General features: G+C 32.9%; 16 protein-coding genes. 2 read left to right on the forward strand and 14 right to left on the reverse strand.

The window, feature by feature from the left end:
* Window positions 1-69: 69 nt before the first annotated feature.
* The 8 genes from NU08_RS20910 to NU08_RS20945 all read right to left on the reverse strand — a co-directional run bounded on the left by NU08_RS20910 (window position 70) and on the right by NU08_RS20945 (window position 11,666).
* Entirely contained in the window at window positions 70-996 is a 927-nt protein-coding gene (locus NU08_RS20910; protein WP_129748988.1) for a magnesium transporter CorA family protein, read from the reverse strand.
* A 397-nt stretch (window positions 997-1,393) separates the two neighbouring features.
* Window positions 1,394-2,281: a bifunctional 5,10-methylenetetrahydrofolate dehydrogenase/5,10-methenyltetrahydrofolate cyclohydrolase gene (locus NU08_RS20915; protein WP_119792934.1), complete on the reverse strand. Its 888-nt coding sequence runs from the start codon at window positions 2,279-2,281 to the stop codon at window positions 1,394-1,396.
* 129 nt (window positions 2,282-2,410) lie between these two features.
* The gene (gene ffh / locus NU08_RS20920) at window positions 2,411-3,775 is read right to left on the reverse strand and encodes a signal recognition particle protein (protein WP_129748989.1); all 1,365 of its coding nucleotides are present in this window, start codon (window positions 3,773-3,775) and stop codon (window positions 2,411-2,413) included.
* Between the two features lie 312 nt (window positions 3,776-4,087).
* On the reverse strand, window positions 4,088-5,770 hold the full coding sequence (locus tag NU08_RS20925) for an MBOAT family O-acyltransferase (RefSeq protein WP_129748990.1): 1,683 nt from the start codon (window positions 5,768-5,770) through the stop codon (window positions 4,088-4,090).
* Window position 5,771: 1 nt separating this feature from the next.
* Window positions 5,772-7,193: a GDSL-type esterase/lipase family protein gene (locus NU08_RS20930; RefSeq protein ID WP_129748991.1), complete on the reverse strand. Its 1,422-nt coding sequence runs from the start codon at window positions 7,191-7,193 to the stop codon at window positions 5,772-5,774.
* Window positions 7,190-8,668, reverse strand: coding sequence for an SGNH/GDSL hydrolase family protein (locus NU08_RS20935; RefSeq protein ID WP_129748992.1), 1,479 nt, complete (start codon window positions 8,666-8,668; stop codon window positions 7,190-7,192). Before NU08_RS20935 ends, NU08_RS20930 begins: the two co-directional genes overlap by 4 nt.
* A gap of 273 nt (window positions 8,669-8,941) precedes the next feature.
* On the reverse strand, window positions 8,942-9,571 hold the full coding sequence (locus NU08_RS20940) for an HmuY family protein (protein WP_129748993.1): 630 nt from the start codon (window positions 9,569-9,571) through the stop codon (window positions 8,942-8,944).
* Window positions 9,572-9,599: 28 nt separating this feature from the next.
* Window positions 9,600-11,666 carry a TonB-dependent receptor plug domain-containing protein gene (locus NU08_RS20945; RefSeq protein WP_129748994.1) on the reverse strand — a complete coding sequence of 689 codons (2,067 nt, stop codon included), beginning with the start codon at window positions 11,664-11,666 and terminating at the stop codon, window positions 9,600-9,602.
* 102 nt (window positions 11,667-11,768) lie between these two features.
* Here NU08_RS20945 and NU08_RS20950 point away from each other — a divergent pair, with 102 nt between their 5' ends.
* Window positions 11,769-12,671: a DUF6607 family protein gene (locus tag NU08_RS20950; protein WP_129748995.1), complete on the forward strand. Its 903-nt coding sequence runs from the start codon at window positions 11,769-11,771 to the stop codon at window positions 12,669-12,671.
* A 135-nt stretch (window positions 12,672-12,806) separates the two neighbouring features.
* Here NU08_RS20950 and NU08_RS20955 read toward each other — a convergent pair whose 3' ends face one another.
* The 3 genes from NU08_RS20955 to argS all read right to left on the reverse strand — a co-directional run bounded on the left by NU08_RS20955 (window position 12,807) and on the right by argS (window position 19,657).
* Window positions 12,807-14,249 (reverse strand): RagB/SusD family nutrient uptake outer membrane protein, encoded by a 1,443-nt coding sequence (locus tag NU08_RS20955; protein ID WP_129748996.1) that lies wholly within the window; start codon window positions 14,247-14,249, stop codon window positions 12,807-12,809.
* A gap of 3 nt (window positions 14,250-14,252) precedes the next feature.
* On the reverse strand, window positions 14,253-17,444 hold the full coding sequence (locus NU08_RS20960; RefSeq protein ID WP_129748997.1) for a SusC/RagA family TonB-linked outer membrane protein: 3,192 nt from the start codon (window positions 17,442-17,444) through the stop codon (window positions 14,253-14,255).
* 434 nt (window positions 17,445-17,878) lie between these two features.
* Window positions 17,879-19,657: an arginine--tRNA ligase gene (argS, locus tag NU08_RS20965; RefSeq protein WP_129748998.1), complete on the reverse strand. Its 1,779-nt coding sequence runs from the start codon at window positions 19,655-19,657 to the stop codon at window positions 17,879-17,881.
* A 333-nt stretch (window positions 19,658-19,990) separates the two neighbouring features.
* Here argS and NU08_RS20970 point away from each other — a divergent pair, with 333 nt between their 5' ends.
* Window positions 19,991-22,411 carry a TonB-dependent receptor domain-containing protein gene (locus tag NU08_RS20970; RefSeq protein ID WP_129748999.1) on the forward strand — a complete coding sequence of 807 codons (2,421 nt, stop codon included), beginning with the start codon at window positions 19,991-19,993 and terminating at the stop codon, window positions 22,409-22,411.
* Window positions 22,412-22,508: 97 nt separating this feature from the next.
* Here the strand turns inward: NU08_RS20970 and NU08_RS20975 are convergent, their stop codons facing one another.
* The 3 genes from NU08_RS20975 to NU08_RS20985 all read right to left on the reverse strand — a co-directional run bounded on the left by NU08_RS20975 (window position 22,509) and on the right by NU08_RS20985 (window position 25,048).
* Complete coding sequence (locus NU08_RS20975; RefSeq protein ID WP_129749000.1) at window positions 22,509-23,180, reverse strand: copper homeostasis protein CutC; 672 nt, start codon at window positions 23,178-23,180, stop codon at window positions 22,509-22,511.
* 179 nt (window positions 23,181-23,359) lie between these two features.
* Complete coding sequence (locus NU08_RS20980; protein ID WP_129749001.1) at window positions 23,360-23,683, reverse strand: GIY-YIG nuclease family protein; 324 nt, start codon at window positions 23,681-23,683, stop codon at window positions 23,360-23,362.
* Window positions 23,684-24,040: 357 nt separating this feature from the next.
* On the reverse strand, window positions 24,041-25,048 hold the full coding sequence (locus tag NU08_RS20985; protein WP_129749002.1) for a 3-oxoacyl-ACP synthase III family protein: 1,008 nt from the start codon (window positions 25,046-25,048) through the stop codon (window positions 24,041-24,043).
* Window positions 25,049-25,106 lie beyond the last annotated feature (58 nt).

Genomic DNA, 25,106 nt, shown 5'->3' on the forward strand with positions numbered 1-25,106 from the left:
TTAATTTTAAATTTGTCTAAACTTTTGGGTGCAGTCTATAACGAACAGGCTTTTTAATGTTTTAAAGTTTTAGAACCATCTTCTGCGTTTGAACAAAAAAACTCCAAAAGTGGATAGAATTATGGAGACTAAAAGCAGAATCCAGATTCCGTATTTGCTTTCTTCTAATCCGTTTGGGACGTTCATTCCGTACAAACTGGCGATTACGGTTGGAATCATCAAAATGATTGAAATTGATGTCATTTGCTTCATGATATTATTCATGTTGTTTGAAATTACCGAAGCGTAAGCATCCATCATTCCTGTTAAGATGTTGTTGTAAATGTTGGCTGTGTCTTGCGCCTGATTTAATTCGATTTCAACATCCTCTAATAATTCTGGATCGTAACTCGCTTTGTGCGCTTTTAGATTTTTGATTCTTTGAAATAAAACGTCATTTGCTTTTAGTGACGTGATGAAGAACACAAAGCATTTTTCGATTTGTAGCAAGGCTTGCAATTCTTCGTTTTTAATCGATTTCTCTAAATTATCTTCTGCTAATTTTATTTTCTGGTTGATTTGTTTTAGATATTTCAAATACCATACGCTTGAAGACAAAAGCAATCTTAAAACTAAATTGAAATTATCTTCTATGTCGATGTTTTTGCGCTGTGAATAAGCCACAAAATCTTTTATGATTTCTGTTTTATAAAAACTGATGGTAACACAGATATCGTCTTTAAAAATGATTCCGAGCGGAACGGTATGAAATGGAATTTTGACATCGCCGCTTTTAATGGGAATGCGCATAATAATCAAAGTCCAGCCGTCTTCGATTTCGATACGAGGTCTTTCGTCGATATCCTCAATATCATTGTAAAAAGCTTCAGGAACCTGAAGTTCTTCTAATAAATAATTTTTATCTGATTCTGTTGGAGATTCGATGTGAATCCAGCAATTTGAAGTCCATTTTTGGATTTCTACTAATCCGTTGTTGTTTGTGTAAAAGGCTTTCATTTCAAAATACAGGTTTTTAGCGCAGCATTTTGAAATTTCAAAAGCTGCTTAATTTAATACTAACGAATAATAATAATCGTCCATTTGGAGAAGTGTTATTTTTTAAAGTGCTGCAAAAGTATCCTTTATTTTCAAGAACCGAAACTTTAAACTATTAATTATATATTAAAATGACTGTTTCTGTTAGATTTTTAAATACATAGAAACATAGATATTCTAAATGTAGAAAAGGCGTTTCACTTTTTGTAAATAAACATAGCTTGGCTATGTGAGAGAAATTTGTTTCTCTTTTATATTCTTTTTAGAAACCAATTCTATGTTTCTATGTGTTAGAAAATTTAAAACAATAAAAAAAGCCTGCTCGACAGAACAGGCTTTCATAATATTTAAAAAGAAATTATTGATTTCTTGCGCTTCTCATTTTTCTTGCTAAAAGTGTATTTTTAAGTAACATTGCAATTGTCATTGGTCCTACTCCACCTGGAACAGGCGTAATGAACGATGCTTTTTTGCTTACGCCATCAAAATCAACATCTCCCTTGATAACGTATCCTTTTGGATTTGATGCATCATCTACACGAGTAATTCCAACGTCGATAACGGTTACTCCTTCTTTTACCATATCTGCTTTTAAGAATTCTGGAACTCCTAAAGCTGTGATAATGATATCTGCGTTTTTAGTGAATTCTGCTAAGTCTTTAGTACGACTATGAGTCAAAGTAACTGTAGAATCTCCTGGATTTCCTTTACGGCTCATTAAGATGCTCATCGGACGTCCTACGATGTGACTTCTACCAATTACAACGGTATGTTTTCCTGAAGTTTCAACTTTGTAACGTTCTAACAATTCCATAATCCCGAATGGTGTTGCTGGAATAAAACTTTCCATTTCAAGAGCCATTCTTCCAAAGTTAGTTGGATGAAATCCGTCAACATCTTTATCAGGATCGATTGCTAATAAAATCTTCTGCTCATCGATATGTTTTGGCAAAGGCAACTGAACGATATATCCATCAAGGTTATCATCTTCGTTCAATTCTTTGATTTTTGCTAAAAGTTCGTCTTCTGTAATAGTTTCTGGTAAAGCAACTAAAGTTGAATCAAAACCGATTTCTTGGCATGATTTTACTTTACTTCCTACGTAAGTTAAACTTGCTCCGTTGTTTCCCACTAAAACTGCTGCTAAATGAGGTACTTTTCCTCCAGCTGCTTTTATAGATTGAACCTCGATTGCAATTTCATTTTTAATGTCGTTAGATGTTTTTTTACCGTCTAGTAGTTGCATGTGTTGTGTTTATTTTGTTTCAGGTTTCAAGTTTCATGTTACTGTTGAAACTTACTATTTATGTAATTAAAAAAGTTTCAAGTTTTGGCCTCTTAACTTGAAACCTTAAACTTGAAACTTTTTCTTATTTTATCTCGGCATTCCTCCTGGCATACCACCCGGCATCCCTTTCATACCTCCCATCATTTTCATCAGATTTTTTCCGCCTGGGCCTTGCATCATCTTCATCATCTTGCTCATTTGGTCAAACTGCTTCATCAGCTGATTTACCTGCTCGACTTTTGTTCCCGAACCTTTAGCGATTCTGGCTTTTCTTTTTACGTCGATAATGGCTGGTTTGCTTCTTTCAGCTGGCGTCATCGAATAAATGATCGCTTCGATATGTTTGAAAGCATCATCTTCGATTTCTACATCTTTCATGGCTTTTGAAGCTCCTGGTATCATTCCAACCAAGTCTTTCATATTACCCATTTTCTTTACTTGCTGAATCTGCGTTAAGAAGTCATCAAAACCAAATTCGTTTTTAGCGATTTTCTTTTGAAGTTTTCTTGCTTCTTCTTCATCAAATTGCTCTTGAGCTCTTTCAACAAGAGACACAACGTCTCCCATTCCTAAGATACGCTCAGCCATACGTTCTGGATAGAAAACATCAATTGCTTCCATTTTCTCTCCAGTACCAACAAATTTGATTGGTTTATTTACAATCGATTTAATCGAAAGTGCAGCTCCACCACGAGTATCACCATCTAATTTCGTTAAGATAACTCCATCAAAGTTTAAGATATCGTTGAAAGCTTTTGCTGTATTTACAGCATCTTGTCCTGTCATAGAGTCTACAACGAACAATGTTTCTTGTGGCTGAATTGCTTTGTGTACACGTGCAATTTCGTCCATCATTTCCTGATCTACTGCCAAACGTCCAGCTGTATCGACGATAACAACATTGAATCCGTTTGCTTTAGCATGTTTAATTGCATTTTGTGCAATTTCTACAGGATTTTTATTTTCTGGTTCTGAGTAAACCTCAACACCTATTTGATCTCCCACAACATGAAGCTGATTAATCGCCGCCGGACGGTAGATATCACATGCTACAAGAAGTGGTTTCTTGTTTTTCTTTGTTTTTAAGTAGTTGGCTAATTTCCCTGAGAAAGTAGTTTTACCAGAACCTTGAAGTCCTGACATCAAAATAACAGTTGGATTTCCTGATAAGTTAACACCAGCAACATCTCCTCCCATTAATTCAGTCAACTCATCTTTTACCAGTTTAACTAATAATTGTCCTGGCTGTAAGGTTGTCAATACGTCCTGTCCAATTGCTTTGTCTTTTACTCTTGCTGTAAAATCTTTAGCAATTTTAAAGTTAACATCGGCATCAAGTAAGGCACGACGAACTTCTTTTAAGGTATCGGCTACGTTTACTTCTGTAATTTTACCGTGTCCTTTTAATATATGGAACGCTTTATCTAACTTATCACTTAAATTATCAAACATATCTTTTTGTTTATTTGAAGTGCAAAGATAATCTAATTAGATATTTCAGGCAATTTATTTTTTAAGGTTCAAAGTGGCAAAGCAACAAAGGCGCAAAGTTTTTTCTTTGCTGTTAATTACACCGATTTCACTGATTATTTCTCTCGCAGATTTAGCAGATGATTCAGATTTCTATTTTAAATAATTAAAAATTAAAATCTGCAGAATCTGCGCGAAATAAATCTTTTTAATCCTTTTAATCAGTGGCTATAAAAAAGGCGCAAAGAATAAAACCTTTGCGCCTTTGTAACTATGTTCCTTTGAATCTTTATTTTAGAATTGAAAGTAAATGAAAGGCTGTGAACCTGCTACTGCTGTTGCGTAAACAATCCAGTAAACGAATCCTAAAATTATTGCTTTTACTAATAATGGTGTTTTGTCGAAAACAGATTTCATTCCGTTTGTGAAATTTTCTGGTAAGAAATGCCAAACGTAACCAAACAACATTAATCCGAATACATTTTTGTAACCTAGAATAATTGTTTTCCAAAGTTCTGGTTCGAATGTTAATTGTCCGATGTTATTAATTACTTGTAATGCTGTTTCAAAATCTCTTGCTCTGAAGAAAATCCAACAGAAAACTACAAAATGAAATGTAATTACGATTGAGAAAAATCTCCATAAGAAATTCGGGCTTTTATCTTTTTTAGAAGGAAAGAATTCCATGAAAATTTTATGAACCGCTAAAGCTAATCCGTGAAGTGCTCCCCAAACTATAAACTGCGCTCCTGCTCCGTGCCACAATCCTCCTAAAAGCATTGTAGTAAACAAGTTGAAATTGGTTACTAAAGTCTGTTTTATTTTGCTTGACAGTAAAAACGACAAAGCGAAAATTAAAATACTGATTCCTGCAATAACAAGTGGAATTACACTTTCATTATAACAAGACATTCCCCAAAGCAATAATCCGAAGAAGAATAAACTTGGAAATAAATATCCTGCAAAAGATCCATTACGATTTCCTCCAATAGAAATATATAAAAAGTCTTTTAACCAAGTCGAAAGCGAAATGTGCCATCTTCTCCAGAAATCGGTAATCGAAGTTGATTTATACGGTGTTCTAAAGTTGACAGGCAATTTAAATCCAAGCAATAATGCAATACCAATTGCCATATCTGAATATCCTGAGAAATCGCAGTAGATCTGAATCGCGTATCCGTAAGACGCCATTAAGTTTTCAAAAGAAGTATAACTCATTGGCGTATCAAAAACACGATCAACAAAGTTTACAGATATGTAGTTTGAAATTACCGTTTTCTTTATCAAACCTCCAATAATCAAAAACAAAGCATTGTTTACGTCTTGTTTCGTCAGATTCAATTTTTGGTAAATCTGAGGAAGAAAATCTTTTGCACGTACAATTGGCCCAGCAACTAACTGTGGAAAAAACGAAACGAAGAATAAATATTCAATGTAATTTTTTGTCGGTTTGATTTCTTCTCTGTAAATCTCAATAATATAACTCATCGACTGAAAAGTGTAGAACGAAATTCCAACAGGAAGAAAAACATTATGAAGTGCAAAATTACCATGAAACATGTCATTGTAAGTCACAATCAAAAAGTTCATGTATTTGAAATAGCCCAAAAGTGCCAAATTCAAAATAACACTTATCACCAAGTAAAATTTCTTAACGCTGTCTCTGCTTTCTCTGTAAATAATCTGGCTCAAACCATAATCTACTACTGATGAAAGCAATAAAAGCAGAAAGTAAATTCCGCTTGATTTATAGTAAAAGAATAATGAGAAGAGAATAACATATGTTAATCTCAAATAAAATGTTTTGCGTAAAAAACCATACACAAAATAGAAAACCAGAAATAAACCTAAGAATAAACCGGTATTGAATAAAAGTTTTTCGTCTTCATTATAAACGAACCAACTTTTAACTTGTTCTATTGTAATTGCACCAAAATTTTGAATGAACCAATTATTAATGCTCTCTATTGTCGTCAACTTACTTCTTTAATTTAAAATTATCGTATGATCTTAAAATCGCTTGAGTGAACAAATCTCCTTGTTTCTCGTATCCTTTTTTTGAATAATGAACCCAATCTGGTCCAATTAGCCCTTGTACTTTTAATTGTCTGATTCCGCTCATACCTCCAAATTCGTCGTACAAATCCCAAACGGCAAGACCGTCTTTTTGGGCTATATCTATAATTTGTCTCGCGTAATTATCAATGTAGTGATTTGGCTTTCGTCTTAACAATGATGGCGGAGGTGTCATTACAATTATGGGAGCGTCTATTTTTTGTGCTCTTACATTATTGATAAACTCTCGCAATTCTTTGATATAACTTTCTGGATCTAAGTGATCATAGCTTTCATTTGTTCCTAGTGAAAAAACCAGCAAATCGGGATGCAACGATTTCAATTGTTCAAAGAATAATGGATATTTATTGTAATCTGAATATTTAGCACCGTTTACTCCAATTCCGCTATAAATAATTCCTGGAGCATCTTTTTCTAAAACAATTCCATTTAGTTCATAATCTTTTGCTTCTTTGTTTGGAATCAAGAAAATTCGACTTAAAGCGTTTTCTGAATTGTAATAATGACTAAACGAATCTGATTCTATTGCTAACGGAACAAATTCTGACATTGAAATGGTCTTTGCTCTTGTCTCGTTTGTGGCAATTTTTAATGTTCTTCCTGCACGAATATTATTCCCTTTTAAACGATTGTCTCTTTTAATTTCAGCAACCGAAACATTGTATTTATCTGCAATTGTTCCAAGCACTTCGCCTTTTTTAATCTTATGGGTAATAACTCTTCGCTCGGTTGTCTGAATAGAATTGATTTTAGACGAAATTGCTAAATCGAACATATTCTGATTCTGAGGCGTAATAATTTTTATTGTATTGAATTTATACGCTGGATCTTTTACATTCATCTCCATTACAAATCCGCCAGAATCTCGCCAAAGCCCAATTCCGCTTATCCCAATCGGACATTGTTTAAATGGGTGAATATTTCTATAGCTTTCCCAAGTCCTGTTCGATTTAAAACGTTCGTTGTAAGACCCGTTTGTTTTGGCCAACTGATAAGGAAATACTAAACCGCGCCCCGCATTTCCAAACCTCTGCTGCAGTTTTTTTCTGATTTCATTGGTCATCAAGTCGCCTTGAATATGTGAATCGCCAATATGCACAATATTGATTTTTTGATTCTTCTGATCTTCATTTTTTTCCAGTTTCTCAAAAAAATCGCTTATCGCTTTTGCGTTATAAATCTGGCCATCAGAAGGAGCATCAATTGCTGCTGTATCCACTTTTTGAATCATACTTTCGTGTGTTGGCTGTACATCTGTTTTAGGAGTTTTTTCATTTGTTGTAAAAAAAAGACAACAAAAGAAAACCATAAGTTTATTTATCATACACTATCTTTTGTTACTGAAATGGAATCGGGTCTGGCTCTTTTTACTGGTTTTGACTTAGTTCCTTCAGCATCTCTTTTTTGTCTGAGTACTTTATATTCTTCGTAACCTTTATTCAATTGTTCGTAAAGCAAATTACCAATTGCTTTTGCACCGCGCTGGTTAAAGTGCGTATAATCTTTATTTGCTTTTGCTGGAGTCTCATCGACCCATTTTATCATAGAACCGTCTCCACCCATCAAAGTATATAAGTTTACAAACCCTGCATGAGTTTCTAAAGCATAATGTTTTTGTGCTTTCATTAAAGGAACTACCGCTGAATCGGTTTTCATCTCCAAATCATATTTTGTCGATTTATCAGCAGTTGAAACTATTAAAATTGAAACACCGGGGAAAGATTCTTTAATTTTATTAACGGTTTTTGTCATTCCTTTTTCGTACCAAGAATAATTTTTGGTTCCGTAATTTAAAACGTTAGTTCCATAATGAAGAATAATTAAATCGTATTTCAAACTATTGTTGAAAGCTCTCATTACATCGGCATTAAACATAGAAATTGGAAGTCCTGAATTTCCTCGCTGAGAGAAATTATCTACATGAACTCCGCTTCCGTTATCAAAATTAAATCCGTAAATCGGAATAGAATCTGCTTGAACAAAATTTGCCTTAAAGGCTTTTAAACTTCCTGATGAAACTTTCAATGTATTAACTAGACTATTTGGAGAAAGGCTTTTCTTAAGCGTATCTTTTCCTATAATGAAATTTACTTTTCCAACTTTAGAAGAACGTCCATAAAATAATGTGGCATTATCTAAAGAAGTCGAATATTTGTTCAATCCTGCTTCGTACTGAACCCAAGTTGGATTAGATTTATCATTTGCAAAAAACACATGCCCATTAACTCCGAAAGGACTTGTTGGTCTTTTTACATTTAAGTAAGATTGCGTTTTCCAGTTTTTAGAATAAGTTGATTTTACAGAACCTCTCGAAGCAGCAGATTCTGAAGTGATAGGAACAAATCCAACTCCATTTCCTCCAAAACGTTCCTGATAATTAGTACGAACATCTTGAACGATTAAATCGCCATCAGTCATAGAATCTCCGTAGTAAGCAATTCTAACTTTGTTCTGCGGATTTTTCTCTAACTGATACAATTTTTCATAGAAAGAAATCAGGTATTGATATCCTTTATAATTTTCGAATGTCTCAGCAGGAAATTCGATTCCTTCGGTTTCATCAAAAACAATTTTCTGCTGATTCAGCTCTTTTTCACTTTCAGCAATACTGTCCTTATCTAAAGAAAGAGAATCTTGGGCAACAGATTCTAAAAGTAAACTGTCTATTAATATATTTTTAGAATCTAACTTACTCTCAGAAAATATTTTGTCTGGAAGGATTTGTTTGAATCCAATAAAAGCCACCAATGCCAAAGCTACGATAGCAAAAGACTGAAAAAAATAAGACTTTGTATTCACTTAAATAATTATAATAAAGTATGAAGGACTGCATTCAAAAACTAAACCAATTAATAACGGCTTAGTTACTGCAGAAAAAATTTGTGCAAAGATAGAATAACATTTTGTTTCTATTTCATTTTAACAGGAAAGTAGAACAAAAAAAAGAGGTTAGAAAAATTCTAACCTCCTTATCAAAAAAAAAATAAAAAAAACAAAGCTAATGATTGACTAGATTTTTGATGTTTTTAAAAGTACCCTATATAAAAAATCTATTCGAGATTATTAGTTTTATTAGAATGTAGTAGTGCTATTTGCCTGGTAAGCGAAATTAAAAGTGTAGTATCTTGCTACAGCAGTGTTTGGGTCTGGTGTTACAGGTGCATCTTTATAGTAGCTTAAAAATTCCACTTTTGCATATTTCCCATCGTGAGTTTTGATAACAAATACTCTTCCTGCTTTTGCAGAAACAATATGAGTTGCTCCGTTATAATCGTACCAAGCATTATCTCCTGAAGAAGGGAATGCAGAAGCACCGCTAGCATCCTGAGCAAAAGTCGATGCTGCTGGAAAAGCTGTTACGTTTGCAAAAATACCTGAAACAACACTTACTGCGCCTTGTCCTTTTCTTTCTGGTTCTCCTGTATCAGTAGCGCTAATTTTTGATCCTCCATTAACAATAACTGATGTACCACGGAAAGCGATATCCCAACTATCGTCCGTTACAATTTTATTTTGGGAAAAACTGAATTTTGCAAATTCACCGCCAACTGGCTGTCCTTGTCCTCCAGTTTGCGGAGCATAAACATTAGAAACTTTTGTAGTTGCTACTGGTGCTACTTCTTTTTTATCATCATCGCTGCTGCAAGATGCTGTAAAAATAAATAATGCTAAAAGCGAAAGTTTTAAGAATTTTGTTTTCATTTTGAAAATGGTGTTAAATAAATATTGATTAAAAATTATATTGAATTCGTGCAAAAAACTGTCGACCTGCCAAATTGCTAATTTGGCTAGGATCTGTAAAATCAAATAGATTATTGGCTCCAGCTTGAAGCATAAATTTATCTGCTATATATTTTGAAATTGACAGGTTTGTTAAAAAGTAGCCATCAACAAATGTGTCATATTTGTCAAGTATCTGATTACCGTTTGTATCAAACATTCCGTATTTGCTTCTGTAAAAAACACGCAAATTGATGTCGGTCTTAATTTTAGGTATAGTGTAGGCTAACTTAAAATTGGCCGTATGCTTTGACCTGTTAAACAATCCAAAATAATCAGATTTTTTAATTTGAATGGTTTGTAAATCTGAGTTACGGATATATTGGTAATTTTCGAAATTATCTAGAACAGATTTGTCTTTTGCTGTTAAAAACTGATACCCAAATGATACTGATAATTGTTTTGTAAAATCATAAGTTGAATTAAACTCTAGACCATAAGTAAAGATTTTACTAATATTAAAATAACTGAAGACATTCTGACCATTCGTTTTTTGGGCAACAACTCTGGTATCAATCAAGTTCTCTATTGAATTATAGAAAGCATTTACGTCTAATCTTAATTTATTTCTCTTATAAAAAGTTCCGAAATTGACATTTATTGAGCTTTCTGGTTTCAACGGTTCTCCAAAATTTACTCCATCTACTCTAGACAAAAGTTGGCCTTGCTTTTCAAGCTGATTTAAACGGTCTTCTGCAACATTATATCCCAAAACCGTGTATCCAACTGATGGATTTGTAAAATCAAAATACAATTGACGAAAATCTGGCGCTTTATATCCATAGCCTACAGAAGATTTTAGAGAAAAATTTTCATTAACCTTATAATTGACTGCTAATTTTGGACTAAACTGGGAGGCATATTCACTATGATTATCATATCTAAATCCAGCAAGAACATTCCATTTTTCGGTTGGATTGTAATCGTATTGCAGATAAATATATTGGGAATTAAAATTTACTTGCTTTTCAAAATAAGTTCTGTCTAGAGTCTCATAATTTAATCCAACTCCACCCGTTAATTTATCGTTGTTTAATGAAAGTGTTGTTCGAATTTCTGGCCGAACTAACCATTGATTGTAATAGGCACTCTCATAAAGAGCGTTATTCTTATCATTTAAAAAGGAATCATTTTTGTAATTTGTAGTATAAAACTCATATTCAGAATACACTTTTGAGCTCCATTTATGCTCAAATTTAATTTGCGAATTCCATTCTTTTTCTTTTGCATCACCTTTGTAGTTTTCAGAATCGATAATTGCTACGTTATCCATTTTCATATCGTAAAAACGGTTGTTTACAATTAACTTTAAATTCTCCGAAAAATCGTAATATATCTTAGGTTGGATTGTAAAATTATAAAATGACTCTACATTTTTTAGTGGCGTACTTTTATCTAAATCATAACCGTCTGTAGAATAAAAATTAGCAAAAAGATTAGCTGAGAATTTTTTCTTTTTCCACAGCAAATTTGTGTTAGCATCATTGGTGTTAAAAGTTGCGTATCGATAAGAAAGGCTTCCTGTAAAAGTATCTTTCTTAGGCCTTTTTGTAATTACATTTATTACTCCTCCCATTGCTTCAGAACCATACAATGCTGAAGAAGCTCCTTTAACAATTTCAATTCTTTCTATATTTCCCACAGAAACCCTTGATAAATCCAAAACTCCTGCACTTCTTCCTACCAACGGCACTCCATCAATTAAAATCATGGTATAAGCTGCATCCAATCCCTGCATTTGAATTCCTTCAAAACCACTTTCGTCAGGAATTAAAATAATACCGGTTTGCTCGCTTAAAATTTCATTTAATCTTGTAACGCCAGACTTCATAATTGCTTCAGATGTAATAATTGTCATGGGCAAAGGCAATGACGAAAGCACTCTTTCCGTTCTAGTTGCAGTAGTAACTTTAACTTCTGATAATTCATTTGTTTCCACACTATCTCTTTGAACCTCTTGAGAAACAGAAATTTGACAAAAAAGCACAACAGTAAAAAGAGTTATTTTAATTTTCATTATTTTTATTCAGTCTTAATAATCGAAGCAAATATATAACTATTTTTAATTATTCTAAATAAAATTTATATATTTGCGAAAATTTAAACAAAACAATAAGTTATGATTTCAAAAAGCCTTTTTTTGTCAGCCGCTATGGCTTTAACATGTGGTCTTGGTTTTAGTCAGGACAAAAAACAACAAGACATAAAATCTATCAAATCAATGTGTGGTTGTTATGAGGTAAAGTTTAACTTCACAGAAACTTTCTCATATCCAAAAGATTCTCTTACTTATAAACCTTCTGAAACGAAACACGAATCTGCCTTAGAATGGGTAGAGTTATTAGAAGACACTCCTAACAAAATTGTGATGCAGCACTTATTGATTGTAAGCGACGATATGATTATCAAACACTGGAGACAAGATTGGCTATACGAAAACAAAGACTTATATACTTTTGATAAAGGCAATTCTTGGAAATACAAGAAATTAGACAAAAAAGCCGTTAAAGGTCAGTGGACTCAAAAAGTATATCAGGTAGATGATAGCCCAAGATATGAGGGATCTTCAACTTGGGTACATGTTGACGGACAAGATTATTGGGCAAACGTTGCTGATGCTCCTCTTCCAAGAAGAGAGCAGACAAAACGTAACGATTATAATGTTTTGAAAAGAAGAAATATTCACGAAATCACTGCTACAGGATGGAATCACGAACAAGACAATGATAAATTAGTTCGCGACGATGCTGGGAAAGATGTTTTACTAGCTCAAGAAAAAGGATTTGATGTTTACACTAAAGTTCCAGATGTAAAATGCATTGCTGCTCAAAAATGGTGGAAAGAAAATAATGCATTATGGAAAAACGTTCGCGATAAATGGCAAACTCTTTTTGACAGACATCAAGACTTAAACTTAGAGGCAAAAGTTGATAGAAAAGCACTTTACTCTCTTTTATTTGATTTAAAACCAGATACTGCAAAAGCAGAAACAGATAAAATCATTGACAAATTTGTTAAGTAATTAGAATTAGTTGTTAAAACAAGAAAGCGGGAAGTTTAAAAACTTCCCGCTTTCTTAATCTTGTTATTTTTTTTTTACTAAAAATTCATTATATCTAAAGTTATACTTAAAAAAGCATGACAATATTTATTAACCTTATAAAGGATTCTGCACAATCAGTGGGTTTGCATCTATTTCTGCTTGAGGAATTTGAAAAATAAATCTATTATCTCCCGCAGGAATATTAAATTTACCAAATGCTGGATGGTTTGAACCATCATAATCTCTTGTTAAAGAAACTCCTAAACGCTTCATATCATACCAAGCACAACCTTCTCCCCACAATTCAATTCTTTTTTGAAGAATTATTTCATTAATTAATGAAGAACCTGAATTTGTAGAAAGCGTATATGAAGGATCTCTAGTTATTGTTATCTCATACAATACTTGCTTTGCTGAGGCTTCATTTCCTGATCTTGCAAGTGCTTCTGCCTCTATATAATACATTTCAGAAGATCTCATATAAATATAACTACCTGCATCTATAGTTGGGTCTCTAAATTTTATATTTGCATAAGCTGGCAAAGATGAATAAGTTAAATTTCCTGATAGTGAAACAAAAGCTTTTTTTCTAAAATCAGTTTCTGAAATACTATTATATAAATTTTTGTCAATATTTTTATAGATTCCCATTCCACCTGCATATCCCGATGCGTTTGTATTATCAAAATGACCAAAGAAATTTGCAACAAAAGTACTAATTGAAGAATTTAATGTTGCTCCCCACATAGTTTCATTAGATTTTGTAATGTAAAAACCATTCATCCATTCTGCTTCATTAAGCAAAGTATAGTCCTTTCTTGCCAAATGAGCCATATTCGCAGCATCTGCATATTTTCCCATTTCCAAATATACTTCAGCTAAAAAGGCCTCTGCAACCGTTTGATCTACAGAATCATTATTCAATCTTTTATAAGATGCTAATAATTCTATAGATTCCTTTAAATCGCTTTCTATCAAACCATACACATCACCCACAGTAGATCTCGCCTTACCTTCTAATGTAGGCTCTACATATAGAGGAACACATAATTTAGTCTCATTACCAATATATGTAGGACCATATGTACGCGCCAACATAAAATAGAAGTAACCTCTTAAAGCCAAAGCCTGACCTCGAATTGCTTTTAAATTTTCATCTGCAGTATTTGAAGGAATACCACCAAGTACAATATTTGTCGATTTAATCTGAGGATAGTAAGTATTCCACACTAATCTAGATCTCGAATTAGTTTGCACTCTACCCGAGTAAGTATAGAAAGATTGGTACCAACTTGATTTTGTCATTAGCATATCATTAGACATCATATCCATAGCGGCAAGCACCGATTTATGACCATAATCTTCATGATTACTTCCAATTGCGAGTCCATAAGAGCGCAATGCAGAATAAATTCCACTGACAATAGCTTGATTAGCCGATGCAGAAGTTGCTAATTGTTCTTTATTAATTGTTGATTCTGGCACTGTATCAAGAAACTCTTTATCGCAACTTGCAAGAGGCAATAAAAATACAATTGCTATTATTATCTTTTTCATGTTTTAAAAATTTACTGTTAAACCAAATGAAACACTTCTCATCACACCATAAACATTAAGTGATTGTCCATTATTTACTCTTTCTCCTAATCGATTTAGTCTAGGATCCATTCCCGTTCTCTTAGACCATAATGCTAAATTTGATCCCATTAAAGTAAATTTTGTAGATTGAATACCTAAATCCCTGAGCCATTCGTCATTATAGTTATATCCTATCGAAACATCTTGAAGGCTTATGTAATCAGATTTTATCAAAAAATAATCTGAATTTGCCATTTGGTAAATCGATATATGATCAACTCTTGGAATGTTTGAATTAGGATTATCAATTGTCCATGCTTTTGTTACATCTTTATGATAATTCTGTCCTATATTATCAGATCCTGAGTACATTGCAGATTGGTAAACTCCATCATACATGTAGCCTCCAAATTGATAAGCAAAGCTAGCTTGGAATGTAATATTTTTATATCTAAATAGTGTTCCAAACCCACCGTATACATCTGGATTGGCGTCTTTTTTACTCAAATATGTTGTAGCATCTCCAAAAACATTTGTAGTTACTTTATTTCCTGTTAAGTTTCCATTAGCATCTTTCTCATCTTTATACCATAACGCATCCCCATTTGTTTTATCTACTCCAGCAAATTCTCTCAAAAAATAGGAATAAGCAGGAGCTCCAACTTCAAAACGATAAATTCCATCAGTAAATGCTTTTGGCAACGATGTTATCTTATTTTTATAGCTTGTTGCATTAGCCCAAATATTGAAGTCTACATTTTTATTTTTAACAACATCAACTCCTAAATTTATCTCTATCCCTTTATTTCCCATGTCTCCAATATTTTTAGAAACAAATGACGTTCCTGTAGACAAAGCGATAGGAAAATTATATATCAAGTCACTAACGTTTCTTTCAAAATATTCAGCTTCAATAGAAATTCGATCAAATAAGGTAATGTCAAATCCTGCGTTTAAGTTTTTAGATTTTTCCCATTTGACACTTTTATCTGCTTCAAAAACATTTAAAACACTTGCGTTACCTTCAGAGTCGGGCACTACTTCGTATTGAGTTTCGTAAGCATAATAGTTCCTTAAACTGCCAAAATAACTGCGATGACTAATTTGCGAAGTAATCGGATAGTTTATATTGTCATTTCCTTGCTCACCATAACTGCCTTTTAGTCTAAAATCTGTGATCCATTTTGTTTTAGGAAAAAATGATTCTTTAATCACAGACCATGCAGCTCCAAATCCATAGAAATTTCCCCATCTGTTTTCTGGAGCAAATACTGAAGATCCATCTCTTCTAAAGCTTCCGTTAACAAAGTATTTGTTTTTATAATTATAGTTTAATCTTGAAAAATAACCTTCTACTTTATACAAATCATTATAACCATCCAAATAACCATATTTAGTAGCGTTACTAATGATTGGTAAATCAGATATCACTACATTGCTTTTTTGTCCCGCTAGCATTTTTGAAGTAAAATCTGATGATTCATGTCCAATTAATACATCTAGTGAATGCTCTCCAAAAGTTTTTTTCCAAGATAATAATTGCTGATTCGTTAATGTATATTGGTTTTTAGTAGCAGTTCCTATTCTTCCATTAACCCCCATATCATCCCCGCCTTCACCTGTTGTACTTGTTAAGTAATAACCAGATAATAAATCATATCCAATATTATATCTAAAATTAAAATCTTTTAAGAAATCTATAGAAATGTAAGCTCTAGCACCAAATTTATTTTCTTCATTTAATTTTGTATTTAATAATGTAGTAGCATACGGATTCAAATTTGAACCATATGGTCTATCTCCCTGCTGATTAAAATCATAAGATTTAGCTCCATCTTCATTATAAATCATATTACCACTTGCATCTCTCTGCCAAACAGGATATATCGGAGCAATATTACGAGCCCAACTAAATAAATTACTATATGTTGAAGATGACGTATTTGCAATTGGAGCATTTTGATTTGAATGTGCGTAATTTATATTTGTTCCTATTTTTACTTTACTAGAAACATTATAATCTACATTTGCTCTCAATGTTACACGTTCAAAATTCGAATTGATAGTGTATCCATCATCTGATAAATACCCAATAGACAAATAAGAATTAAGATTATCTGTACTTCCTGATAAACTTAAATATTGTTCTTGTCTTATGGCGTCTCTAAATAATGATTTTGACCAATCGTCGTGATACAATAGCTTAGCATCTGGATTTATTTCACCTGTTGCTGGATTTATAACTTGATTATTGGCTACATTATAATTATTATATCCAAGAGAATAAGTATCCCCTACTATTAAATTTTGAGCCGCAATATTTGAAGCATTAGCAGGTGTTTGTCCTTGATAAATTAAACCATTTCTAACTCTATTATATACTGCTTTATAATAATCCGCTGGATTTTTAATCATATCATACTCAGGAACAGCTCGCGAATTAACTCCAATTTTAGTTTCGTAAGTAACTGTCAATTGTCCTTTCTTTCCTTTTTTAGTGGTAACAATTATTACACCGTTTGCCCCTCTACTTCCATATAATGCATTTGATGATGCATCTTTTAAAAAACTAATTGATTCAATATCCTGGGTTGATATTGAGTTGATATCGCCATTAAATGGTATTCCGTCTACGACATATAAAGGAGCATTTGAAGATGAAATCGAACCAATACCTCTAAATCTTACTTGTGGTGCATCTCCAGGCTGACCTGAATTTGCGCTAATTTGTACACCAGCAACTTTTCCAGTTAATGATTGAACCGCATTAGATGCCTGAGAAGTTTCTAACATTTTTGAATCAATTTTAGAAACAGCTCCAGTTATTTCCTGCTTCTTTTGTGTTCCAAATGCAACAACTACAACTTCGTCTAGTTCTTTACCATCTTCTTGCATTTTGACATTAATAGTTGTAGACGCTCCAACAACAGCAGAAAAATCTTTCATACCCATATATGAAAAAACTAAAACATCTCCAGTTTTAGCTTTAATCTTATACTTTCCATCAAAATCTGACTGTACCCCATTTTTTGTGCCTTTTACAATGATATTTGCATTTGGAATTGTTCCGGAGGCATCTGTTACAGTACCAGAAATCGTTTTTTCCTGAGCAAAAAATAATTGTGAAATCAGCACGAAAGCCAACAACACCAATCCTTTTAATTTTTGTTTCATTATTTTGTTTTTTTAATTAGAGAGGGCGAACTTAAAAAATTAAAATAATTTTAACAAGAATGTAATTACTTTTAACATTATATATCGTAACACAAATACTACATTAAATATTCAAAATTATAAAAGGAAAATATTTTCTAAGAAGAAAACTGAAAGCAGAAATGCCTTTAAGAATAAAAACCATCCAATAAATTAGACGGTTTTTTTTACTCTCTTTTCATCTTCACTAAAAGTGTACTAATTCAAAATAGTTAAAAATGAATATTAGAAGAATTGACTTAAAACTTTATCACTTGCATTGTAATACTTACAAAAGCCAGTGCAAAATTACCTAAGAATGAGACTACAAAAACGCCATAGAAGCCAAAAAAGCAATAAAAAAAGCCAATAGTTTAAAAACTATTGGCTTTTTCTTTTAACTGTATTTTAATTTCTTACATTCTTTCTGGAACTTCAATTCCTAGCAAATGAAATGCAGATTTAATTACCTCAGCAACTTTTTGAGAAAGCTGCACTCTGAATATTTTTTTAGTCAGGTCTACCTCTCCTAAAATATGTACTGATTGGTAAAACGAGTTATATTCTTTTACTAAATCATAAGTATAATTCGCAATTAATGCCGGACTATGATTTTGAGCCGCATTCTGAATTACTTCTGGGAAAAGCTCGATTTGTTTTACCAATTCTTTTTCTTTCTCGTGCAGTTCTTCAATTTCAATTTTGTTAGAAAAATCAAAGTCAGCTTTACGAATTATGGACTGAATTCTAGCATATGTGTATTGGATAAACGGACCTGTATTTCCAGCAAAATCTACAGACTCTTCTGGGTTGAACAGAATACGTTTTTTAGGATCTACTTTTAAAATGTAATATTTCAAAGCTCCTAAACCAATTGTTTTGTACAATTTTGCTTTTTCTTCATCAGAATAGCTGTCTAGTTTTCCTAAATCTTCTGAAATCTGTTTTGCTGTATCGGTCATATCTTGCATCAAATCGTCTGCATCTACAACAGTTCCTTCACGGCTTTTCATTTTTCCAGAAGGCAAATCTACCATTCCGTATGATAAGTGATATAAGCTTGAAGCCCAGTCAAATCCTAATTTTTTCAAGATTAAGAATAACACTTTGAAGTGATAATCTTGCTCGTTTCCTACAGTGTAAACCATTCCTCCAACATCTGGCATATCTTTTACACGCTGAATCGCTGTTCCGATATCTTGCGTCATGTAAACCGCTGTTCCGTCAGAACGTAAGACGATTTTACGATCAAGACCTTCGTCAGTCAAATCAATCCAAACAGAGCCATCTGGATCTTTTTCAAAAACTCCTTTATCTAAACCTACCTGAACAACATCTTTCCCTAATAGATAAGTATTGCTTTCGTAGTAATATCTATCAAAATCAACTCCTAGATTCGTATAAGTTGTAGCAAAACCTTCATAAACCCATTCGTTCATTTTTTTCCAAAGTGCAATCACTTTTTCATCACCAGCTTCCCATTTCTTAAGCATATCTTGCGCTTCGATAATAATTGGAGCTTGCTTTTTGGCTTCTTCTTCAGTTTTACCAGCTTCTACCAAACCGTTAATTTCGTTTTTGTAAGCTTTATCAAACTCTACATAATATTTACCGACCAATTTATCTCCTTTTAAACCAGAAGTTTCAGGAGTTTCTCCGTTTCCGAATTTCTCCCAAGCCAACATCGATTTACAGATATGGATTCCTCTATCATTGATAATTTGAGTTTTGTACACTTTTTTGCCAGAAGCTTTTAAAATCTCTGCAACAGAATATCCTAACAAATTGTTACGAACGTGTCCTAAGTGCAAAGGTTTGTTAGTGTTTGGAGAAGAATATTCTACCATAACTGCTTTTTCATCTGGACTTGGAGCCACAAAACCGAACTGCTTCTGGTCTTTAATTCCGTTAAAGAAATTGACATAATAACTATCTGAAATTACAATATTCAAGAAACCAGAAACTACATTAAAGCGAGCAACTTCAGAAACATTTTCAACTAGATAATTTCCAATTTTATTTCCCAATTCAGCTGGATTGCTTTTAATCACTTTCAGTAAAGGAAAAATTACCATTGTAATATCTCCTTCAAACTCTTTTCTGGTAGTTTGAAACTCGATTTTATCAACAGTAACATCAAATAATGCTTGTATTGCTTTTTGTATAGAAGGTGTAAGAATTTGTTGTAATGACATGTAAACTTATTTTAAAGTGAGCAAAGATACTGCTTATTCATCAATTAGAGAAAATCAAAAACATATTAAATTCGAGAAAAGAGTTGCAATTTGACAAAAAAGCGCATTTTTTAATTGTTAAAATTATCAAAAAATCAAAACCCTAATCTCTTACAAAACAGCCAATGAGAAAAAAAAATATTTTTTTTTCTATAATTTCTTGTAACATATCAACCGTAAAAGAGTCTTAATAGAGACTTTAATTTTTTGAAGTCAGGAAAAAACAAAAAAAAAGAAAAACTAACAAAACGAAATCATCATCAATCAAATCAAAAAATAATCAGTAAAAAAATCATGAAATTAAAATTCTTTCTGTTTGCGTTATTAGGAATAATCGCAACTGCACAGGCCCAGAATACTGGAAGTGTTTCTGGAAAAATTACAGAGAAGTCAAACAACGCACCCATTTCATATGCAACAGTTTCGCTAAAAGAAAATGGAAAAGTAGTTTCTGGTGTTAATACAGATGACAACGGGGACTTTTCATTTAAAAATATTGCTTTAAAAAGTTACACCATCGAAATCCAATACATTGGATTTAGAAAATATATCGGTTCTGTACTTTTGAGCGAAAACAAAAAATCGGCAACTGTAAATGTAGCTCTTGAAGAAGAAGCTACTCAACTTAAAGGTGTTAACATTGTTGCTGAACGTTCTACTATTGAACAAAAAATCGATAGAAAAGTAGTTAACGTTGGTAAAGATTTAACTACAGCTGGAGCTTCCGCATCAGATATTATGAATAATATTCCTTCTGTGAATGTAGATCAGGATGGCAAACTTTCGCTTCGCGGAAATGATAATGTTCGTGTATTAATTGACGGACGTCCAACGAATATTGATCCTGCTCAATTATTGAAACAAATTCCATCAACTTCTATCAAGAAAATTGAATTAATCACGAACCCAAGCGCCAAATATAATCCAGAAGGAATGTCTGGAATCATTAATATTATTTTGCATAAAAATGCAAACACTGGTTTTAACGGAAGCTACAGTGGCGGTATTACTTTTGGTGAAACTGCAAAATATAATCAGTCTTTAGATTTAAACTATAAAACTGGAAAAGTAAATTTCTTTGGGAATGTGGGACAAAACTTCGGAAAATATCATAACAAAGGTTTTATCCAAAGATTTGATCAAGATATTACTCAAAATATAGATGTACTAAATGATAATGATTCCTACTTATACAAAATCGGAATGGATTATTTAATCGATGACCACAATACTTTATCTATCTATACTAACCAGAATAAATCTACAGGAAAAGGTTATGTGGACACTGATATTGATTACAATAATGTAACTGGTTCTGATATTTCGAATATCTTTCAAAAATCAAGATATTGGGGGCCAGATCAGGTTGGAACATACAATTTAGCATACAAACACATCTTCAAAAAAGAAGGTCATACTTTAGATTTTGAAGCCAACTATAGTGACAATAAAGAAACTCAAAATGCTTCTTTTGATACTGAAACGACAAAAATAGACAATACTGCAGGGAATGTCTTCTATGAAGATTATTTGAAAGGAACCAGAAAATTAAGCACAATAAACGTAGATTATGTTAATCCGTTAAACGAAAAAACAACGCTTGAAGCTGGTGCTGAAGCAAGAATTACGAGAACAGAAAACGATTATATTACCGGAAATCCTTTGCTACCTGTTGCGGATCAAACGTCTCACTATACTTATGACACAGATATTTATTCTGCTTATGTAACATTTGGACAAAAATTCAAAAAACTAAGCTATCAAGTAGGTGCACGTTTTGAAAGCTATAAAGTTCAAGCCAACTTAAATTATGGTAAAGATAAATTTGATGATGATTACATTACTTTGTATCCATCAGCTTATTTAACATACAATATCACTGAGAAAAATACTTTACAGTTAAGCTACAGCCGTCGTGTTGACCGCCCTAGTTTAGAGCAGACAAAACCTATTCGTGAATTTGCTACTCCGTTAGTTACTTCGATAGGAAATCCTGACCTAAGACCTCAGTTCACCAACTCAATTGAAGTAAATTATACTAAAACTCTTGAAAAAGGAAGTTTTACGGCAGGGGTTTTCGTGAGAAGCATTAATGACCAAATTAGTAGAATTTTATATCCTGATCCTAACGATGCAAGTGAGCAAAAGCAAATTATGAGTTATACAAATTTTGATCATAATACTGCTTATGGATTTGAAATGTCATTTAATTATAAAATCACAAAATGGTGGGATATTCAGCCATCGATTGATTTCTCAAGCATTGATCAATCAGGAGTTATATATGGTTTTATTCCAGAAGAAAATCAAATTGGACCTAAGAACAAAACGGTTACTGTTGCCGCATTTAATGGACGTATGAACTCTAACTTTAAAGTAAACAAACGTTTAAGTTTCTTAGCTTTCGGATTCTATAGAGGTGCAACAGATGGACTTCAGAACAATAGTCACGAAATGTACAAAATGGATATTGGTACACGATATACATTATTAGACAACAAAATGAATTTAAGTGTTCGTTTCAATGATGTCTTTAATACTATGAAATATGCTTTTGATACTGAAAATCCTTACCCTCAAGCTGGGCAGTTCAAATGGGAAAGCCAAACAGTCTATTTTGGTTTAACTTACAATTTTGGAGGCGGAAAAATCAAAAATTTACAGCGTAAACAAAGAGACGACAATACTAACAAAGGTGGAGGCGGAATGTTCTAATCTTACCTAAAAAGATTTTTTTAAATAATTTTTAAATATTTCTTGTAAAAAAAGTCTGGAGATGCCACTCCAGACTTTTTTTGTTTTTAGTAGATATTTATAAAAAGTTTCTTAATTCTTTTATTTCTTCTGGATTTGCAATTTCAGAATTATCGGTGATTGCTGAAGAATGATAAAAAGTCAGATCTAATTTATCTTGCAACAATTTTATATTTGAAGATCGCAAACCACCACCTGGCATAATTTCTATTCGATCTCCAGCCAATTCCTGAAGTCTTGCTAGTGCCAAAATTCCTTCCTCTACATTTACTCCTTGACCAGAAGTCAGAATTGTTTTGAAACCGCAATCAATTACCGTTTCAAGAGACTTTTCAGGATTTTTAACCACATCAAAAGCGCGGTGGAAAGTACACGACAGCGGATGCGCTAGATGCACTAATTCTTTATTTTGCTTTTTATTTACTTTTCCGTTTTCCTTTAAGATTCCGAAAACAAAACCGTCAACGCCTAGTTTTTTATAGTGCTTAATATCCTGCTTCATTTCAGTAAGTTCTTCATCCGAATAAACAAAATCACCACCTCGAGGTCTTATAATAACATGCATTTTTATATTTAAACTTTCACGCACTTTCACTACCAAAATAGAATTTGGAGTAGTTCCTCCCAGTTTCATGTTTTCACATAGTTCAATTCTGTCCGCACCATTTGCTTGAGCAATTAATGCCGATTCGTAATTAAAGCAAGCTATTTCTAGTTGATTTTTTTTCATTTTGATTTTATTAAAGGGCTCCATTTCGCTCAGCCTTACAAACTTCAAAACAATTATGTCCAATCTTTGTCACCCTGAGCGGAGTCGAAGGGCGCTCCTATTGGAACGTGGGCTTCGACTCCGCTCAGCCTGACAAGTCGCTTATATTCTACTGAGCAAAATCGACTGCTAATTTACTACTAAACATCCTTTTTATTAAAATTTTCATGAGTTGTTTTATTCAAACATTGAGAAAGTTTTTTCAAATCTTCCCATTTATCTTTTATTATAGCTTCTTTCTTTTTTCTGCTCCAGCCTTTTACTTGCTTTTCAAATGCGATGGCTTGCGTTACATCATTGAACTCTGTGCAAAATACCAACTCTAAAGGTCTTTTATTAAATGTATAGCTTTCTTTGTTTAAACCATAATTGTGTTCATTTAGTCTTCTATTTATATCATTTGTCATTCCTGTATAATAACTTCCATCAGAACATTTCAAAATGTATACATAATATATTTTCATAATTTCTATTTTCAAAAAAAATAAAAGTAAGAAAATTAATTCAAAAAAAATGATAAAAGTGGGTACTTGGAACGAGGGCTTCGACTCCGCTCAGCCTGACATACCACATAACAATATGTTCAATCTTTGTCTTCCTGAGCGGAGTCGAAGGGCACTCCTATTGAAACGAGGGTTATACTCCGCTCAACCTGACAAACCACATACCAATATGTACAATTTTTGTCTCCCTGAGCGGAGTCGAAGGGCACTCCTATTGGGACGTGGGCTTCGACTCCGCTCAGCCTGACAAATCTCTATAAAAAAACCTGCTCCCAATAAGAAGCAGGTTTTAAAAAATATAAATGTAAGATGATTATTTTACCATTTAATAATAGCACTTGCCCAAGTAAATCCACTTCCGAAAGCTGCTAGAACTACAGTATCTCCAGATTTAATTTTTCCTTGTTCCCAAGCTTCAGTCAAAGCAATTGGAATAGATGCTGCCGTAGTATTTCCGTACTTCTGAATATTGTTGTGAACTTGATCGTCTGTCAATTTGAATTTATTTTGAATGAATTGCGAAATTCTCAAATTCGCCTGATGCGGAATCAACATATCAATATCTGAAACCTGAAGACCGTTTGCTTCCAAACCTTCATTGATTACTTCTGCAAAACGAACTACTGCATTTTTAAACACAAATTGTCCATTCATATAAGGATAATAACTTTCATCATTTGGATCATTATCTGCAATAATATCTGTTACCCAACGTGCCCCCATACCTGGCGCTTGCAAAGCTAATTCTTCTGCATGCTCACCTTCTGAATGCAAGTGCGTAGATAAAATCCCTTTTGTTAAATCTTCTTCACGGCTTAAAACCGCTGCTCCTGCTCCATCTCCAAAAATTACCGAAACTCCGCGTCCGCGAGTTGTCATATCTAATCCCGTTGAATGAACTTCAGAACCAATCACCAAAATATTTTTATACATTCCAGTTTTAATATATTGATCTGCAACAGAAAGTGCATAAACAAAACCAGAACATTGATTTCTTACATCTAAAGCTCCAACTGTTTTTAACCCTAAATCTCTTTGAACCAAAACTCCTGGCCCTGGAAAATAATAATCTGGACTTAATGTAGCAAAAACTACAAAATCAATATCTTCTTTGGCAACGCCAGAACGCTCGATTGCGATTTTAGCTGCTTTCACTCCCATTGAAGTTGTAGTGTCTTCTCCACGAATAATGTGTCTTCGCTCCTGAATTCCGGTTCTTTCCTGAATCCATTCGTCATTGGTATCCATTATCTTCGACAAATCATCGTTAGTAACCACATTAGCAGGAACATAATATCCTAAACCAGCTATTTTTGAATGATACATATTCTATTATTATTTATTAAAAAATTGGATTGCAAATTTACGCATACTTTAAAATATA

This window comes from Flavobacterium anhuiense (assembly GCF_004151235.1).
Taxonomy (GTDB): domain Bacteria; phylum Bacteroidota; class Bacteroidia; order Flavobacteriales; family Flavobacteriaceae; genus Flavobacterium; species Flavobacterium anhuiense_A.

Excerpts from the sequence above, each read along its gene's own strand:
- NU08_RS20975 (WP_129749000.1), bottom strand. The coding sequence starts at position 23,180 with ATGAAAAAAAATCAACTAGAAATAGCTTGCTTTAATTACGAATCGGCA.
- NU08_RS20970 (WP_129748999.1), top strand. The coding sequence starts at position 19,991 with ATGAAATTAAAATTCTTTCTGTTTGCGTTATTAGGAATAATCGCAACT.
- NU08_RS20950 (WP_129748995.1), top strand. The coding sequence starts at position 11,769 with ATGATTTCAAAAAGCCTTTTTTTGTCAGCCGCTATGGCTTTAACATGT.
- NU08_RS20985 (WP_129749002.1), bottom strand. The coding sequence starts at position 25,048 with ATGTATCATTCAAAAATAGCTGGTTTAGGATATTATGTTCCTGCTAAT.
- NU08_RS20945 (WP_129748994.1), bottom strand. The coding sequence starts at position 11,666 with ATGAAAATTAAAATAACTCTTTTTACTGTTGTGCTTTTTTGTCAAATT.
- NU08_RS20910 (WP_129748988.1), bottom strand. The coding sequence starts at position 996 with ATGAAAGCCTTTTACACAAACAACAACGGATTAGTAGAAATCCAAAAA.
- NU08_RS20955 (WP_129748996.1), bottom strand. The coding sequence starts at position 14,249 with ATGAAAAAGATAATAATAGCAATTGTATTTTTATTGCCTCTTGCAAGT.
- NU08_RS20940 (WP_129748993.1), bottom strand. The coding sequence starts at position 9,571 with ATGAAAACAAAATTCTTAAAACTTTCGCTTTTAGCATTATTTATTTTT.
- NU08_RS20915 (WP_119792934.1), bottom strand. The coding sequence starts at position 2,281 with ATGCAACTACTAGACGGTAAAAAAACATCTAACGACATTAAAAATGAA.
- NU08_RS20930 (WP_129748991.1), bottom strand. The coding sequence starts at position 7,193 with ATGATAAATAAACTTATGGTTTTCTTTTGTTGTCTTTTTTTTACAACA.
- argS (WP_129748998.1), bottom strand. The coding sequence starts at position 19,657 with ATGTCATTACAACAAATTCTTACACCTTCTATACAAAAAGCAATACAA.
- NU08_RS20960 (WP_129748997.1), bottom strand. The coding sequence starts at position 17,444 with ATGAAACAAAAATTAAAAGGATTGGTGTTGTTGGCTTTCGTGCTGATT.
- NU08_RS20980 (WP_129749001.1), bottom strand. The coding sequence starts at position 23,683 with ATGAAAATATATTATGTATACATTTTGAAATGTTCTGATGGAAGTTAT.
- ffh (WP_129748989.1), bottom strand. The coding sequence starts at position 3,775 with ATGTTTGATAATTTAAGTGATAAGTTAGATAAAGCGTTCCATATATTA.